Genomic DNA, 15,185 nt, shown 5'->3' with positions numbered 1-15,185 from the left:
CTTACTCCGCCGCCTCCATCATCGGAGCAAGCCCACCACCGCGCTTCTCGGCGATGCGGCGCTCCATCTCGGGGCGGAAATGGCGGATCAAGCCCTGGATCGGCCACGCCGCGGCATCGCCGAGCGCGCAGATCGTGTGGCCTTCGACCTGCTTGGTCACCTGATAGAGCGTGTCGATCTCGGAAATGTCGGCGTCGCCGGTGCGCATCCGCTCCATCACGCGCCACATCCAGCCGGTGCCCTCGCGGCACGGCGTGCACTGGCCGCAGCTTTCGTGCTTGTAGAAGTACGACAGCCGCGAAATCGCGCGGACGATGTCGGTCGACTTGTCCATCACGATGATCGCCGCGGTGCCGAGGCCCGAGCCCAGCGCCTTGAGCCCGTCGAAATCCATCGGGCAGTCCATGATCTGCGCGGCCGGCACCAGAGGCACCGACGATCCACCCGGGATGACCGCGAGCAGATTGTCCCACCCGCCGCGAATGCCGCCGCAATGTTCCTCGATCAGCTGGCGGAACGGGATGCTCATCGCTTCCTCGACCACGCAGGGGCGGTTCACATGGCCGCTGATCTGGAACAGCTTCGTGCCGCGGTTATTCTCGTTGCCGAAGCTCGAAAACCACGCCGCGCCGCGCCGCAGGATCGTGGGGACGACCGCGATCGACTCAACATTGTTGACCGTCGTCGGGCAACCATAGAGGCCCGCACCCGCAGGGAACGGTGGCTTCAGCCGCGGCTGGCCCTTCTTGCCCTCCAGGCTTTCGAGCATCGCGGTCTCTTCGCCGCAAATGTACGCGCCAGCGCCGCGGTGGACGAACACGTCGAAATCATAGCCCGACCCGCACGCATTCTTGCCGAGCAAGCCCTTGTCATACGCCTCCGCGACGGCTGCGAACAGCGTCTCGGCTTCACGGATATACTCGCCACGAATGTAGATGTAGGCGGCGCGCGCGCGCATCGCATAGCCAGCGATCAGCGCGCCTTCGATCAGCTTGTGCGGATCGTGCCGGATGATTTCGCGGTCCTTGCAGCTGCCCGGCTCGGATTCATCGGCATTGATGACCAGGAAGTTCGGCCGGTCGGGCTTGGGTTCCTTGGGCATGAACGACCATTTGGTGCCGGTCGGGAAACCAGCGCCACCGCGCCCGCGCAGGCCCGAGGCCTTGATCTCGTCGATGATCGGGTCCTGCCCGCGCGCCATCAACCCGCGCGTGTTGTCCCAATCGCCGCGCTTGATCGCCGCGTCGAGGTTCCACGGCTGGAAACCGTAGACGTTGGTGAAAATGCGATCCTTATCCGCAAGCACTTACTTGATCCCCTGCGACCGGTTCGCGCTGAAAATGCCGAAACCGCCGAACAACGCGCCCAGGATGAGCCAGACGATCCATCCGCCATCGGTGAAGAATTTGAACACCGCCAGCGCCAGGAAGATGACGCCGAGGATCGGCACCCCGGCCTTTACGGGACTGGCCATTACTTCGGCCCCCCGATGCGCTTGTCACCGGTCAGCGCGAGATAGATCACCACGCCCAGCCCGATCACGATGATCGGTCCCAGCAAGGCGAAGGTCAGGCGCAGCACCCAGCCGAGCACGACGATGCCGCCGATGATCGCCAGGATCGTGACGATGGTGTTCTTGTTCATGCCCATTCACCCCGATAATCGTGGTTCTCGGTCACCATGTCCTTCAGGCTGGTCGGCCCGCCCGCGGGGCAGCTGTCGCGCCGCCCGGTCTGCGAGCCCGGCGTCACCGGCTTGCCCTCGGCCAGCGCTTCGAGGACGGCGATCGTGCGATCATAGTCCAGATCCTCGAAATTGTCGTCGTTGATCTGCACCATCGGCGCGTTGGCGCATGCACCCAGGCATTCGACCTCGGTCAGCGTGAACAGGCCATCGGGCGTGGTCTTGCCCTTCACCAGCCCCTTGTTCTTGCACGCGGCCAGCACATCGTCCGATCCGCCCAACATGCACGGCGTCGTGCCGCACACCTGGACGTGATATTTGCCCACGGGCGCCAGGTTGAACATCGTATAGAAGGTAGCGACCTCATACACGCGCATGTACGGCACGCCGATTTGCCGCGCGACGAATTCGATCACCGGCACGGGCAGCCAACCCTGCGTCTGCGTCTCCGCACCCACCTGCCGCTGCGCAAGATCGAGCAACGGGATCGACCCGGATTGCTCGCGCCCCTTGGGATAGCGGCCGAGGATCTCGTTCGCCTTGACCTGATTTTCTTCGGTCCAGGCGAAGGCGCCCCAGCGTGCGCGGGTTTCGGCTTCGTCGGGGATTTTGGGGGCTTCAGCCATTAGCGGTCACATTCACCAAAAACGATATCCATCGCGCCCAGAATTGCGGTCGTGTCCGCCAGCATGTGGCCCTTCGCCATGAAGTCCATCGCTTGCAGATGCGAGAAGGCCGTCGGGCGGATTTTGCAGCGGTACGGCTTGTTGGTGCCATCGGCGACGAGATACACGCCGAACTCGCCCTTGGGGCTTTCGGTCGCGACGTACACGTCGCCCGCGGGCACGTGATAGCCTTCGGTATAGAGCTTGAAGTGGTGAATCAGCGCCTCCATCGAGCGCTTCATCTCGGCACGCTTGGGCGGCACCACCTTGCGGTCGAGCGACGCGATCGGCCCCTCGGGCATCTCGTTCAGGCACTGCTTCATGATCCGCGCCGACTGGCGGACCTCCTCGACGCGCACCATGAACCGGTCATAGCAATCGCCGCGCGTGCCAACGGGCACCTCGAAATCCATCTTGGCGTAGACGTCATACGGCTGCGACTTGCGCAAATCCCAGGCGATGCCCGAGCCACGGATCATCGGCCCCGAAAAGCCCCATTTGATCGCGTCGTCGCGGCTCACCGTCGCGATGTCGACGTTGCGCTGCTTGAAGATGCGGTTGTCGGCGACGAGCGAAATCGCGTCCTCGAACAAACGCGGGAGGCGGTTATCGAGCCAGTCGGCAATGTCGGTCAGCAGCTTCAGCGGCGTATCCTGATGCACGCCACCGGGCCGGAAATACGCGCTGTGCATCCGCGCACCGGAAACGCGCTCGAAGAAGTTCATGCAATCTTCGCGGATTTCGAACAGCCACAGGTTCGGCGTCATCGCGCCGACGTCCATGACGTGGCTCCCGAGGTTGAGCATATGGTTCGAAATACGCGTCAGCTCGGCGAAGAACACGCGCAGATATTGCGCGCGGATCGGCACTTCGAGATCGAGCAATTTCTCGATTGCGAGCACATAACTATGCTCCATGCAAAGCGGCGAGCAATAATCGAGCCGGTCGAAATACGGCAGTGCTTGCGTGTAGGTCTTATACTCGATCAGTTTCTCGGTGCCGCGATGCAGCAGGCCGACATGCGGATCGACCCGCTCGACGATTTCGCCGTCCAGCTCCATCACGAGGCGGAGAACGCCGTGCGCGGCGGGGTGCTGCGGGCCGAAATTGATCGTGTAATTCTGGATTTCGACATCGCCGACTTCCGGGTTTTCCCCGTCGAGGCGGCCTTCGATCTGGTCGAGATAGTCGGTCATAGCGTCACATTCCATGCTCCGGCGCAGGCCGGAGCGTTGGCAGGAAGAGAAACCGCTGGCGTGTTCAAAGCCGCCAGGGCTCCGGCCTTCGCCGGAGCACAGTTTGCGCGCGCCATCACTTCGGCCCCGCCTTACCCGCACCGGTCTGCGCGGTATTCTCGCTGGTCTTCACCTCGCTCGCCGCCGCAACCGGCGATTTCGCGGCATCCGCCTTGACGATCTCGTCGGCCTTGAGCGGCGTCGGTGCGCCCTTCGCTTCCGACAGCTTGGCCTTTTCGTCGCCCGGCAGGATGTATTCGGCACCCTCCCACGGGCTCATGAAATCGAAATTGCGGAAATCCTGCGCGAGCTTCACCGGCTCATAAACGACGCGCTTAGCCTCTTCCGAATAGCGCAGCTCGACATAGCCCGAGAGCGGGAAGTCCTTGCGCTGCGGATGCCCGCGGAAGCCGTAATCGGTCAGGATGCGACGCAGATCAGCATTGCCGCTGAACAGCACGCCGTACATGTCATACACCTCGCGCTCCAGCCAGCCCGCGACCGGCCAGATGCCCGTCACCGACGGGACCGGCTTTTCGTCATCGGTCTGCACATGCACGCGGATGCGGTGATTGCGCGTCAGCGACAGCAGGCAATAGACGACCTCGAACCGCTCTTCGCCGCGATCCGGATAATCGACGCCGGCGATTTCCATCAGCTGCTGATATTCGAGGCCGGGCGTGTCGCGCAGCGTCGTCATGGTCTGCACGAGCGATGTCCGCTCGACATGCAGCGCGACTTCGCCGACCGCCTCTACGGCTTCGAGCAGAGCCGCGTCGAGCGCTGCGGTAGCGGCGTCGATCACGCCGTCATTGGCGACATAGGCAGGTGCGGGCGCCCTCACCGTTCGATCGTCCCGATCCGGCGGATTTTCCGCTGCAATTGCATGATGCCGTAGAGCAAAGCCTCGGCGGTCGGCGGGCAACCGGGGACGTAGATGTCGACCGGCACGATCCGGTCGCACCCGCGCACCACGCTGTACGAATAATGGTAATAGCCGCCGCCATTGGCGCAGCTGCCCATCGAAATCACGTACTTCGGCTCGCTCATCTGGTCATAGACCTTGCGCAGAGCCGGGGCCATCTTGTTGCACAGCGTACCCGCGACGATCATCACGTCCGACTGACGCGGCGAGGCGCGCGGGGCGGCGCCGAAGCGCTCAAGGTCATAGCGCGGCATGTTGACGTGGATCATCTCGACCGCGCAGCACGCCAGGCCGAAGGTCATCCACCACAGGCTGCCGGTGCGCGCCCAATGGAACAGGTCTTCGGTCGACGTTACGAGGAAACCCTTGTCGCCCAGCTCGCTGTTCAGATCGTTGAAGAACGCCGCATCCGGCTGGATGATCTCGCCAGCCGCCGACGGATGGGTGAGTTCTACTCCCATTCGAGCGCTCCCTTCTTCCACGCATACACCAGGCCGAGCGCGAGCTCGACAATGAACACCATCATAGAGGCCCAGGCGACCCAACCGAGTTTGAACACGCTCACCGCCCACGGATAGAGGAACGCCGCCTCCAGATCGAAGATGATGAACAAAATGGCGACCAGATAGAAGCGCACGTCGAACTGGCTGCGCGGGTCCTCGAACGCCGGGAAACCGCATTCATATTCGCTGAGCTTTTCCGCGCTCGGCTTGTAGGCCCCGGTAAAGCGCTGCGCGAGCATCGGCAGGAATACGAACGCGCTCGAAAGCAGGAGGGCGACGCCCAGAAATAGAAGGATCGGCAGATATTGCGACAGGTCGATCAAGAGGCATCTCGCATATGCGAAGGGGATGACGCGGGCTTTAGGCCCGTGGCGGGAGTCGGGCAAGGGTTTGGGGCGTGAGAATGATTCGCAAGAACGCGAGGGCTGTCCTACACGTCACGGTGACGTCAGACTGTTGCGCGCTCTTTGAACCGTCGGCTCTTCAAACACCTGAAACATGGCACGTGCAAAACACGCTTCATGCCTAAACTTCGCCTAAACTTCCACGGCGCGATTTAGCGCAAAGCGCCCGCGATCAGCTTGTGCAGCCGTGATTGCAGCGCGTCGTTCGCCGCAAGGAACTCGCTGCGCTCGATCATCCGCTCACCGCCGCGGAAATCCGAGACGAAGCCGCCCGCTTCCTTGACCAGCAACAGGCCCGCGGCCACGTCCCAATATTGCAGGTCGCTTTCCCAGTAACCGTCGTACCGCCCAGCTGCGACCCAGGCGAGATCGAGCGCGGCCGATCCCATCCGGCGAATCCCCGCCACTTCGGGGGCAACCGCACCGAAAATCCGCGCCCATTGCGCGAAATCGCCATGCCCCATGAAGGGAATGCCGGTCGCGATCAGCGAATCGCCGAGATCGCGTCGCGCCGAGACGCGCAGTCGTTCCGACTGTACCCACGCGCCACGGCCCTTTTCGGCCCAGAACGCCTCATCGGTGATCGGCTGATAGACCATCGCCGAGGTGATCTCGCGCTTGCCATTGGGCAGCGGCTCCTCGACCCCGATCGAGATCGCGAAATGCGGGATGCCGTGGAGGAAATTGGTCGTGCCGTCGAGCGGATCGACAATGAAGCGCGGCTTGTTCGGGTCGCCGGCAATCTCGCCGCGTTCTTCCATCAGGAAGCCCCAATCGGGCCGCGCGCGCGACAGTTCCTCGAAGATCGTCTGTTCGGCGCGCTGATCGGCCATCGACACGAAGTCGGCAGGGCCCTTGCGGCTGACCTGCAGGTTCTGGACTTCGTTAAAGTCGCGGCGAAGGCGCGGTCCGGCCTTGCGGACGGCCCGATCGATGATGGTCATGAGACCGGAATGGGATGCCATAGTATCATTTTCCAAAACCCTCTCCCACCGGGAGAGGGAGGGGCCCGCCGCCGCAGGCGGTGGGAGGGTGAGGGCAGATAAGAGCCCTGCCCTCACCCGACCTCGCTTCGCTCGGCCACCCTCTCCCACAGGGAGAGGGAATTAGGCTTAATCGGCCCGCCGGACGTAAGCCTGCTCGTAAACATCGACGACAATCCGCGTCCCCGCCCCGATATGCGGCGGCACCATCACGCGAACGCCATTCTCCAGAATCGCAGGCTTGTAGCTCGATGAGGCGGTCTGGCCCTTCACCACGGCATCGGCCTCGACGATCATCGCCTCGATCGTGTCGGGCAGCTGGACCGAGATCGGGCGCTCCTCCCACAATTCCATCACGACATCCATGCCGTCCTGCAGGAAGGCGGCGGCGTCGCCCAGGATGTCGGCGTCGAGCGTGATCTGCTCATAGGTGTTCTTGTCCATGAAGGTCAGCGTGTCGCCTTCGCGGAACAGATATTGGAAATCGACCGTGTCGAGCCGCACCTTTTCGACGCTTTCGGCCGAGCGGAAGCGGACGTTGGTTTTGCGGCCGTCGATGAGGTTCTTCATCTCGACCTGCATATAGGCACCGCCCTTGCCCGGCTGGGTGTGCTGGATCTTGACGGTCTTCCAGATGCCGCCTTCATATTCCAGGATGTTGCCGGGACGGATTTCGACCGCGTTGATCTTCATGGGGGTGCCTGTAGTTGGAAAGAGCAAGAGCGCGGCGCTTTAGCGGCGCTCGCGGTTTTGGGCAAGGCGGGCTGGACTCGCCTGCGCGCGACCGGCACACTCTTTGCCCGTGCGCACCTTCCTGACCGACACCGAAAGCGTCCTGGGTTCGCCCACGCGCAATCTCGCGTCGATCGTGGCGTTCGTGCTGACCGTCGTGGTGGTCTCGACCCTCGCATATATGGCGGCGGGGTGGAGCTTCACCGACGCCTCTTACATGGTGGTGCTCACCGTCTACACCGTCGGGTACGGCGAGGTCCGCCCGATCGACACGCCGTATCTCCACGCGGTCACGATGGCGACGATGATCCTCGGCTGCACCGGCATGATCCTGCTGACCGGTGCCTTGGTGCAGCTCTTCACCGTCCTTCAGCTCAAGCAGATCCTGGGAGCGAACCGAATGCACGCGCGCATCGAGAAATTGACCGGCCACGTCATCGTCTGCGGCTTCGGGCGGATCGGGCTGACGCTGGCGCGCGATCTGGCGAATGCGGGGACGCCGCTGGTCGTGGTCGAGCGCGGGCCCGAGCGACTGGCCGAGGCGGAGGCGGCAGGCTATCTCTGCATCGCCGGGGATGCGACCGAGGAGGATATCCTGCTCGCCGCCGGGATCGAACGTGCGCGGGTCCTCGCCACGGTGCTGCCCGACGATGCCGCCAACGTCTTCATCACGCTGAGCGCGCGCAATATGAACCCCGCGCTGCAGATCATCGCCCGCGGCGAGGCGCCGACGACCGAGCGCAAGCTGCTGCGCGCCGGGGCGAACAAAGTGGTGCTGCCGACGCATATCGGCGCAGAGCGGATCGCGCGGATGATCCTCTATCCCGCCAGCGACGCGCTGTCCTCGGCCCCGGACCTCGCCCGTACGCGCCACGATCTTGGCGAGCTTGGGCTCGATCTCGAACTGATCGTCGCGGAGCCCGGCACGGCGATCGCCAATCTCTCTGTCGGCGACGCCGAGCGGATGGCGGCCGGTGCATTCTTCATCGTGCAGATCCGGCGCGGTGAAACCCGCATCACCCGCCCGCCCAGCGACGAGCGCATCCTGCCCGGTGACGAGTTGATGGTGCTGGTGCGCGACGCCGGGACGGTCGCGCGGAAACTCTGTACCAACAAGGTCGAGGTGCGCGTGGGCCGCAACCGCTTCTAGGCGAGGACCGCCTCGAACGCCTTCACCGCCGCGGCTTCATCGCCACCCCACACCGCGTGGCTGACCGCTAGGAAGTCGGCACCCGCCGCGACCAGGGGTGGCGCGTTCTGCGGGGTGATCCCGCCGATCGCGACGCAGGGGATTTCGAACAGCGTCGACCACCAGCTCAGCAGCACCGGTGCCGCGACATGCTCTGTCGTCTTGGTCTGCGTCGGATAGAAGGCACCGAACGCGACGTAGTCCGCGCCCGCATCCCCCGCCTCCATCGCCAGGTGGCGGCTGGCATGGCAGGTCACACCGATCTGCCCCGCCGGTCCGAGCGCGGTGCGAGCCTCGCGCGGATCGCCATCGCCTTGCCCCAGATGCACGCCGTCCGCACCGAGGCGCTTGGCGAGCGAAACGCTGTCATTGACGATGAAGGCGACGTCGGCATCGGCACAAATCCGCCGCAAAGGTTCCGCGAGCGCGGCCGCCTCATGCTGATCCATATCCTTCACCCGAAACTGAAACGCCGCGACCGGCCCGGCGTCGAGCGCGCGCTTCAACCGGTCCGGAAAGCCACCGCCGACTTCGAGCGGCGAGATCAGGTACAGCTGGCACTTGGGTCGCCGATCGTCGCGCACGAACTTCGTTGCAAAATCGGGGTCGAGCGGGCCGAGCGGGTCTTCGTCTTCAGTCATGCGACCGCGCCTAGCGTGAAATAAGGCGGCGTGAAAGACTCGCCGCCCTTCCCGGCGCGTTCAGGCTTTTTGCGTCGACGCCACGTAAATCTCGTCGATTGCCTTGCCGAGCGCCGCGTCGAACTCGGCATCGCTCATCTGGTGGCGCAGATCGGACAGCAAGGCGCGGCTGAAGCTCGCGATCATGCCGCGATTCTTGGCCAGCTCGGCACACGCCTCGCTGCGACTGAACCCGCCCGACAGCGCCACGACGCGCAGCACACGCGGATGATCGACCAGCGGCGCGAACAGGTTGGGCACCGCGGGGATCGACAGCTTGAGCATCACCTTGTCGGTGCCCGGCATCGCATCCAGCGCCTTCAGGATTTCCTCGAGCAGGATTTGGTCCGCCGCGGCGCGCTCGGTGCTCTTGATGTTCACCTCGGGCTCCAGGATGGGCATCAGGCCACCCGCCAGCACTTCGGCCCCGACCTCGAACTGCTGCTTCACGATCGCCGCGATGCCGGCACGATTGGCCAGGTTGACGACCGAGCGTTCCTTGGTGCCGAACACGCCCAGCCCCTTGGCGCGCGCCAGCAGGTCGCCCAGACCCGGCATCGGCTTCATCAGCTGCACGCCATCGGCTTCAGCCTCCAGACCCTTGTCGATCTTGATGAAGGGCACGACGCCGCGGTCGATCAACGCCTGCGGGGTCGGCTTGCCATCGACCGTGCCGTCCATCGTGCGTTCGAAGAGGATCGCGCCGATCACCTTGTCCCCGGTGAAGCTCGGCGCGGTGATGATGCGGCTGCGCATGTCGTGGATCAGCGCGAACATCTCCTCGTCCGACGCCCAGCCGCCGTCGATCCCGTATCCGGCAAGCGCCTTGGGCGTCGATCCGCCGCTCTGGTCGAGCGCGGCGATGAAGCCGTTGCCGGTTGCGATCTTGGCCATCATGTCCTGGTCGAGCATCGAATGTCCCTTAAAGAGCTATGCGCCGTGCGGCGTCCTGCATACGAATGTTGCGCGGCTGTTAGCCGGGCAAGCGGCGCGGGGCAACGGTTGACCGCGCGTGCCGGGTGCGTCAGTCTCGACGCTTCATCACGCGGGGGCGGACGATGCGCATTTCCTTGAATATGGCGAAAAGAAGTGTCGCGGGCGCGGCGCTGTGTCTGGCGGCACCGTTTTTGTTGGGGGCCAGCGGGCAGCCCAAGGTCGGCGTCGCCGCGCCACCCTTTGAGCTCACATTGATAGATGGCACCAAGGTTTCCTCCGCCGATCTTCGCGGGCAAGTGGTGGTGCTCAACTTCTGGGCAACATGGTGCGTGCCGTGTCGCAAGGAATTGCCGCTGCTCGATCGCTATTACGAAATTCAGCAGCAGCGCGGGCTGCGCGTGTTCGCGATCACGACCGAGGATTCGCTGCCCGTCTATCAGATGAAGAAGCTGTTCGCCGTCATGCACATATCGCCGGTCCGCAAGATCAAGGGCAATTACAACGTACTGGGCGCCGTGCCGACGAACTTCATCATCGATCGGGCAGGCCGGGTTCGCTACGCCAAGGCGTCCGCGCTCGAACTCGACGACCTCAACCGCGAGTTGGTCCCGCTCCTGCTCGAGTCGGCACCGACCTCCTGATTGTTCTGCTCCGGAGAAGACGCTCCGTTCAGGCGCGGCTATGTAGCGCCGCGACGCCGGGCAGATCCTTGCCCTCCATCCACTCCAAGAACGCGCCGCCAGCGGTCGAGACGAAGGTGAAGTCCTCAGCCGCACCGGCCTGGTTGAGCGCCGCCACGGTGTCGCCGCCGCCAGCGACCGAGACGAGCGATCCGCTCTTAGTTAGCGCCGCCGCGGTGCGGGCCAGCGCGACCGTGGCGGTGTCGAACGGCGGCGTCTCGAACGCGCCGAGCGGGCCGTTCCACACCAAAGTCCGGCAATTCTTGAGTACGTCGGCCAGCGCCTCGGTCGCCGCCGGGCCGATGTCGAGGATCATTTCATCGGCCGCGACTTCGTGGACGTTGACCGTGCGCACCGGCGGGTGAGCGCGGAATTCCTTTGCCACCACGACGTCATAGGGCAAATGGATCGTGCAATTGGCGCGCTCGGCCGCCGCGAAGATGTCCTCCGCCGTGCCGGTCAGATCATGCTCGCACAACGACTTGCCGACATTCACGCCGCGCGCCGCCAGGAACGTGTTCGCCATGCCGCCGCCGATGATCAGGTGGTCGACACGGCTGACGAGGTGCTGCAGCACGTCGAGCTTGGTCGAAACCTTCGCCCCGCCGACCACCGCCGCGACCGGATGCTCGGGGTTACCCAGCGCCTTGTCGAGCGCGTCGAGTTCGGCCTCCATCGCGCGCCCGGCAAAGGCGGGGAGCGCATGTGCCAGCCCCGCGGTCGAAGCGTGCGCGCGGTGCGCCGCCGAGAACGCATCATTGACGTAGAGGTCGCCGAGCGCCGCGAAGCGCGCGACAGTCGCCGGATCATTCTTCTCCTCGCCGCCGAAGAAGCGCGTATTTTCCAGCACCGCGATATCGCCGGGCGCGAGCGCGGCGACGGACGCCGCATCGCCTTCCCAATCGACATATTTGACGGGCCGGCCCAGCACTGCGGCATAGGGTTCGACGATCTGGCTGAGCGAGAATTCCGCACTCGGCCCTTTCGGGCGTCCGAAATGGGCGAGAACCAGCACGATCGCACCGGCATCGGCCAACTCTGTGACGGTGGCCACCGTCGCGCGGAAGCGGGTGTCGTCGGTCACCACACCGTCCTGCATCGGCACGTTCAAATCCTCGCGCACCAGCACGCGCTTGCCGCGCACGTCGCCGATATCGTCGAGAGTCTTGAAAGCTCTGGTCATTCTTCCACCCTTATCGTGTCGCCGATGCGGATCGTCCCGCCGGCCAGAACGCGTGAACAGGCGCCGCCGCGCCAATCGGGCGTCAGCGCGGCGCGCAAGCCGGGGGCCAGCGCCTCCATCCGCTCGCACGGATCGGTCTCGCGCGTGATCTGCAGGACGACGTCTTCGCCGATCCGCAGTTTCGTCCCGGCGACCTGCGGCAAATCAAGCCCTTCGACGAGCAGGTTCGCGCGACGTTCGGCCCACGGGATGCTGTGCCCGACTTCCGCCATCGCGGCCGCCCAGTCGCCCGCCTCGATCAGCGTCACCTGCCGCCGCCCCTTGCCGCCGGGCTTCACCACCCCACGGAAATCGCCGCTGATGCCGCCCTCGACGCTCACCTCGATTTGGTCGAGCGTCTCCATCGGCCCCTTCGGCCGCGCATGGCGCGCAATCCCGGCGAGCGTTCCGCTCAGAGGAACTTGCCCATCGCGGCGGCGGTATCGATCATGCGGTTGGAGAAGCCCCATTCATTGTCATACCAGCTCACGACGCGCACGAGCTTGCCGTCCAGCACGGCGGTTTCCAGGCTATCGACGGTCGACGATGCCGCGGTGTGCATCAGGTCGATCGACACCAGCGGCTCGTCCGACCAATCGAGGATGCCGACCAGCGGGCCGCTCTCGGACGCCGCCTTCAGGATCGCGTTGACCTCGTCCTTCGTCGTGTCGCGCTTCGGCGTAAAGGTCAGGTCGATCAGCGAAACGTCCGGGGTCGGCACGCGGATCGCCGAGCCGTCGAGCTTGCCCTTCAACTCGGGCAGCACTTCGCCGACCGCGCGTGCGGCACCGGTCGTGGTCGGGATCATCGACATGGCGGCGGCACGCGCACGGCGCAAGTCGGGGTGGATCTGGTCGAGGATTTTCTGATCGTTGGTATATGCGTGCACAGTGGTCATCAGGCCGCGCTCGATCCCGATCGCGTCGTTCAGCACCTTCGCGACGGGCGCGAGGCAGTTGGTGGTGCACGATGCGTTCGACACGATCGTGTGTTCGGCGGTCAGCTTGTCGTTGTTGACGCCGTAGACGACGGTCAGATCGACATTCTTGCCCGGCGCCGAGATCAGCACCTTCTTGGCACCGGCATCGAGATGCTTCTGGCAGCTTTCACGATCGGTGAAGAAACCGGTGCATTCGAGCACGATGTCCACGCCCAGCTCGGCATGCGGCAGGTTCGCCGGGTCGCGCTCTGCAGTGACGCGGATGTGCTTGCCGTCGACGACCAGATCATTGCCCTCGGCGGAAACCTTGCCGGGATATTTGCCGTGCACCGAATCGCGGCTGAACAGCCAGGCATTCGACTTGGCATCCGCCAGATCGTTGATCGCGACCAGTTCGAGCCCGCTGTCGGCGCGTTCCAGAATCGCGCGCGCGACAAGGCGGCCGATGCGCCCGAAACCGTTGATCGCAACCTTGATCGTCATCGCTGTAGCTCCTTGAAAGCGGATCGACCCGGCGGCGACATGCGGCTTCCGAGTCCTGCAATGCGCGCGTCTTTGCGGGCGGCGGGCGCGTACGTCAACCGTCGCGCGGCTTGCCCGACCTGCCACGCAAGCGTCACAAATGCGCCTTGTCGGGGCGTCGCGTCATGCTATCTGCAGCGCATGGCAGACGCTTCCCCCGACTGCGCTGGACCGGATCGATCGAGCGCTCGCCCGGATCGAAGCCGCCGTGGCCGCACGCGATGCGAGGTACGCGCGCCTGATCGAACGCCACGAAACGCTCCGCAACCGCATGGCGGAGGCAATCGCCGCGCTCGACGCCGTTCTCGAACGGGAGGCGCGCTGATGGCCGACGTTACGCTCACGATCGGCGGTCGTCGCCATACCGTCGCCTGTCCCGATGGGCAGGAGGATCAGGTCCGTCGCCTGGGCACGATGCTCGATGCGCATTGGGCGACCGCGGCACGTGCATCGGGCGGGCTGAACGGCGAACGCACGATGCTGTTCGTCGCGCTGATGCTGGCCGATCAGCTTGAGGAAGCCGATCGGCGGCCGGCGACGATCAAGGACGAAGCGGTGCTGGCCCGCATCGCCGATCGTCTCGAATCGCTCGCCGCCTCCCTTGAGGATTAGGGCCGTCGCGCCTATATCGGCCGGCGGCGGGTACTGCCCGATACGAGCCTTTATTATCCCTGAGGCTATTCATCATCCAAAGGGGGCTGTCCCTGTTAGGATCCTGGTCCGAAGCACATGGTCCCCACCTGACGTACCGTGCGTCAGTGGATAACCCGGCCAACGGTCACGGCGGTCCCGCCACCCGCGCAGCGCGCACGGCGACAGCCAAGCTGTCGCCGAGACGCGCAAGCGCGGCCGGGCTCGGCACCCGCCGAGCACCTACGGCGCGGCTTCGCCGCGACGCGCCGCGATGAGCTTGGAGAAAGCCGGCCTCCGCGCGACAATCCGCGTCGCCCGCAATGCCTTCATGGCCGCCACCCCCGCGAAGATCCCCGTCCCCCCGAATTCCGCGCCCTGCTCGCACCCGGCATCACCGTCACCAGCTACATCCCGCTCGGCAGCGAGGCAGACCCCGCCCCGTTAACCCACGCCGCGCTCCAGGCCGGCTGCGCCCTCGCTTTGCCCCATGTCGCCCGTCGCAGCGATCCGATGCGCTTCCTCGCCTGGAACCCCGCAGAAACGCTCCTGCCCGGCCCGTTCGGCCTGCAGCAGCCCGCCGCAGACGCGCAGGAGGTCGCTCCTGACATCATCCTGACCCCGCTCGTCGCGTTCGATTCGAAACTCGACCGACTCGGCCAGGGCGCGGGCTATTACGATCGCGCCTTTGCGCAATTCCCGGACGCACACCGCATCGGGGTTGCGTGGAGCGTCCAGCGCACCGACATGCTATCGACCGATCCGTGGGACATGCCGCTCCACGCGATCATCACCGAACACGGATGGATTTCGAGATCATGACCCCAAGCTGGCGCAAACCGGTCGGGATGCTCGGCATCCTGGCGCTGATCACTTTGTGGTGCGTGCTCGCCGCAAGCCTGTCGAGCGTGATCGGGCAGATCCATCCGCTGCTGCAGGCGGTGTATTACCTTGTCGCAGGTCTGGCGTGGATCTGGGTGCTACCGCTGCGGCGCATCCTGGCGTGGATGGAAACCGGCGTTTGGTGAATTTTCGGTAGGGAGCTTCGCGGCTGAACCGGGACTTCGACCGGGGTGCAAGGCCCCGTCGGCCAAGCTTGCAAGTATCGTAATTTGCTTCGCAAATCTCGTGCTTGCTGCGCTTTGGCGCGAGTGACGGGGCTCGAACCCGCGACCTCCGGCGTGACAGGCCGGCGCTCTAACCAACTGAGCTACACCCGCTTGTAAAGCGGCAGGCGGGCCAACTATGCGAGCAGC

At 64.8% G+C, this 15,185-nt stretch carries 21 protein-coding genes and 1 tRNA gene; 6 read left to right on the top strand and 16 right to left on the bottom strand.

What is annotated here, in order from left to right:
• Position 1 precedes the first annotated feature (1 nt).
• The 10 genes from nuoF to efp all read right to left on the bottom strand — a co-directional run bounded on the left by nuoF (position 2) and on the right by efp (position 7,091).
• Entirely contained in the window at positions 2-1,306 is a 1,305-nt protein-coding gene (nuoF, locus tag AB5I39_RS15920; protein ID WP_404369032.1) for an NADH-quinone oxidoreductase subunit NuoF, read from the bottom strand.
• Positions 1,307-1,474: a hypothetical protein gene (locus tag AB5I39_RS15915; RefSeq protein WP_404369030.1), complete on the bottom strand. Its 168-nt coding sequence runs from the start codon at positions 1,472-1,474 to the stop codon at positions 1,307-1,309.
• Entirely contained in the window at positions 1,474-1,644 is a 171-nt protein-coding gene (locus tag AB5I39_RS15910; RefSeq protein ID WP_404369027.1) for a hypothetical protein, read from the bottom strand. The genes AB5I39_RS15915 and AB5I39_RS15910 overlap by 1 nt, the downstream gene beginning before the upstream one ends.
• Positions 1,641-2,309, bottom strand: coding sequence for a complex I 24 kDa subunit family protein (locus AB5I39_RS15905; protein ID WP_404369024.1), 669 nt, complete (start codon positions 2,307-2,309; stop codon positions 1,641-1,643). The genes AB5I39_RS15910 and AB5I39_RS15905 overlap by 4 nt, the downstream gene beginning before the upstream one ends.
• Complete coding sequence (locus AB5I39_RS15900; RefSeq protein WP_404369021.1) at positions 2,309-3,544, bottom strand: NADH-quinone oxidoreductase subunit D; 1,236 nt, start codon at positions 3,542-3,544, stop codon at positions 2,309-2,311. The genes AB5I39_RS15905 and AB5I39_RS15900 overlap by 1 nt, the downstream gene beginning before the upstream one ends.
• A 115-nt stretch (positions 3,545-3,659) precedes the next feature.
• Positions 3,660-4,427, bottom strand: coding sequence for an NADH-quinone oxidoreductase subunit C (locus tag AB5I39_RS15895; protein ID WP_404369018.1), 768 nt, complete (start codon positions 4,425-4,427; stop codon positions 3,660-3,662).
• Complete coding sequence (locus tag AB5I39_RS15890; RefSeq protein WP_404369015.1) at positions 4,424-4,969, bottom strand: NuoB/complex I 20 kDa subunit family protein; 546 nt, start codon at positions 4,967-4,969, stop codon at positions 4,424-4,426. Before AB5I39_RS15890 ends, AB5I39_RS15895 begins: the two co-directional genes overlap by 4 nt.
• Positions 4,960-5,334: an NADH-quinone oxidoreductase subunit A gene (ndhC, locus tag AB5I39_RS15885; RefSeq protein ID WP_404369012.1), complete on the bottom strand. Its 375-nt coding sequence runs from the start codon at positions 5,332-5,334 to the stop codon at positions 4,960-4,962. The genes AB5I39_RS15890 and ndhC overlap by 10 nt, the downstream gene beginning before the upstream one ends.
• 233 nt (positions 5,335-5,567) lie before the next feature.
• Positions 5,568-6,380, bottom strand: coding sequence for an inositol monophosphatase family protein (locus tag AB5I39_RS15880; RefSeq protein ID WP_404369009.1), 813 nt, complete (start codon positions 6,378-6,380; stop codon positions 5,568-5,570).
• Positions 6,381-6,527: 147 nt separating this feature from the next.
• Positions 6,528-7,091, bottom strand: coding sequence for an elongation factor P (gene efp / locus AB5I39_RS15875; protein ID WP_404369006.1), 564 nt, complete (start codon positions 7,089-7,091; stop codon positions 6,528-6,530).
• 109 nt (positions 7,092-7,200) lie between these two features.
• On the opposite strand from efp, the gene AB5I39_RS15870 reads away from it, so the two are divergent.
• A complete protein-coding gene (locus AB5I39_RS15870) occupies positions 7,201-8,280 on the top strand; it encodes a potassium channel family protein (protein ID WP_404369003.1) in 1,080 nt (359 codons plus the stop codon).
• Here AB5I39_RS15870 and thiE read toward each other — a convergent pair.
• Both thiE and AB5I39_RS15860 read right to left on the bottom strand, forming a co-directional pair.
• A complete protein-coding gene (gene thiE, locus AB5I39_RS15865) occupies positions 8,277-8,960 on the bottom strand; it encodes a thiamine phosphate synthase (protein WP_404369000.1) in 684 nt (227 codons plus the stop codon). The genes AB5I39_RS15870 and thiE overlap by 4 nt on opposite strands.
• Positions 8,961-9,020: 60 nt before the next feature.
• Positions 9,021-9,911, bottom strand: coding sequence for a fructose bisphosphate aldolase (locus tag AB5I39_RS15860; protein WP_404368997.1), 891 nt, complete (start codon positions 9,909-9,911; stop codon positions 9,021-9,023).
• Between the two features lie 146 nt (positions 9,912-10,057).
• On the opposite strand from AB5I39_RS15860, the gene AB5I39_RS15855 reads away from it, so the two are divergent.
• Positions 10,058-10,576, top strand: coding sequence for a TlpA family protein disulfide reductase (locus tag AB5I39_RS15855; protein WP_404368995.1), 519 nt, complete (start codon positions 10,058-10,060; stop codon positions 10,574-10,576).
• A gap of 28 nt (positions 10,577-10,604) precedes the next feature.
• On the opposite strand, the gene AB5I39_RS15850 is transcribed toward AB5I39_RS15855, so the two are convergent.
• The 3 genes from AB5I39_RS15850 to gap are packed head-to-tail and all read right to left on the bottom strand — an operon-like array spanning position 10,605 to position 13,260.
• Positions 10,605-11,798, bottom strand: coding sequence for a phosphoglycerate kinase (locus tag AB5I39_RS15850; protein WP_404368992.1), 1,194 nt, complete (start codon positions 11,796-11,798; stop codon positions 10,605-10,607).
• A complete protein-coding gene (locus AB5I39_RS15845; RefSeq protein WP_404368989.1) occupies positions 11,795-12,202 on the bottom strand; it encodes an MOSC domain-containing protein in 408 nt (135 codons plus the stop codon). The genes AB5I39_RS15850 and AB5I39_RS15845 overlap by 4 nt, the downstream gene beginning before the upstream one ends.
• 47 nt (positions 12,203-12,249) lie before the next feature.
• A complete protein-coding gene (gene gap / locus AB5I39_RS15840) occupies positions 12,250-13,260 on the bottom strand; it encodes a type I glyceraldehyde-3-phosphate dehydrogenase (RefSeq protein WP_404368987.1) in 1,011 nt (336 codons plus the stop codon).
• Between the two features lie 139 nt (positions 13,261-13,399).
• On the opposite strand from gap, the gene AB5I39_RS15835 reads away from it, so the two are divergent.
• From AB5I39_RS15835 to AB5I39_RS15820, 4 genes are all read left to right on the top strand, one after another.
• On the top strand, positions 13,400-13,624 hold the full coding sequence (locus AB5I39_RS15835) for a hypothetical protein (protein ID WP_404368984.1): 225 nt from the start codon (positions 13,400-13,402) through the stop codon (positions 13,622-13,624).
• Positions 13,624-13,911: a cell division protein ZapA gene (locus AB5I39_RS15830; protein WP_404368981.1), complete on the top strand. Its 288-nt coding sequence runs from the start codon at positions 13,624-13,626 to the stop codon at positions 13,909-13,911. The genes AB5I39_RS15835 and AB5I39_RS15830 overlap by 1 nt, the downstream gene beginning before the upstream one ends.
• Positions 13,912-14,049: 138 nt before the next feature.
• Positions 14,050-14,751, top strand: a complete 702-nt coding sequence (locus tag AB5I39_RS15825) for a 5-formyltetrahydrofolate cyclo-ligase (protein ID WP_404368979.1) — start codon at positions 14,050-14,052, stop codon at positions 14,749-14,751.
• A complete protein-coding gene (locus AB5I39_RS15820; RefSeq protein ID WP_404368976.1) occupies positions 14,748-14,957 on the top strand; it encodes a DUF2842 domain-containing protein in 210 nt (69 codons plus the stop codon). The genes AB5I39_RS15825 and AB5I39_RS15820 overlap by 4 nt, the downstream gene beginning before the upstream one ends.
• A 115-nt stretch (positions 14,958-15,072) precedes the next feature.
• Here AB5I39_RS15820 and AB5I39_RS15815 read toward each other — a convergent pair.
• Positions 15,073-15,149, bottom strand: a tRNA-Asp gene (locus tag AB5I39_RS15815).
• Positions 15,150-15,185: the final 36 nt, after the last annotated feature.

It is taken from the genome of Sphingomonas sp. MMS24-J45 (genome assembly GCF_044881195.1).
Lineage (GTDB): Bacteria > Pseudomonadota > Alphaproteobacteria > Sphingomonadales > Sphingomonadaceae > Sphingomonas.
Note: the sequence above shows the minus strand (reverse complement) of the source record. Positions and strands in the feature narration are given on the sequence as shown.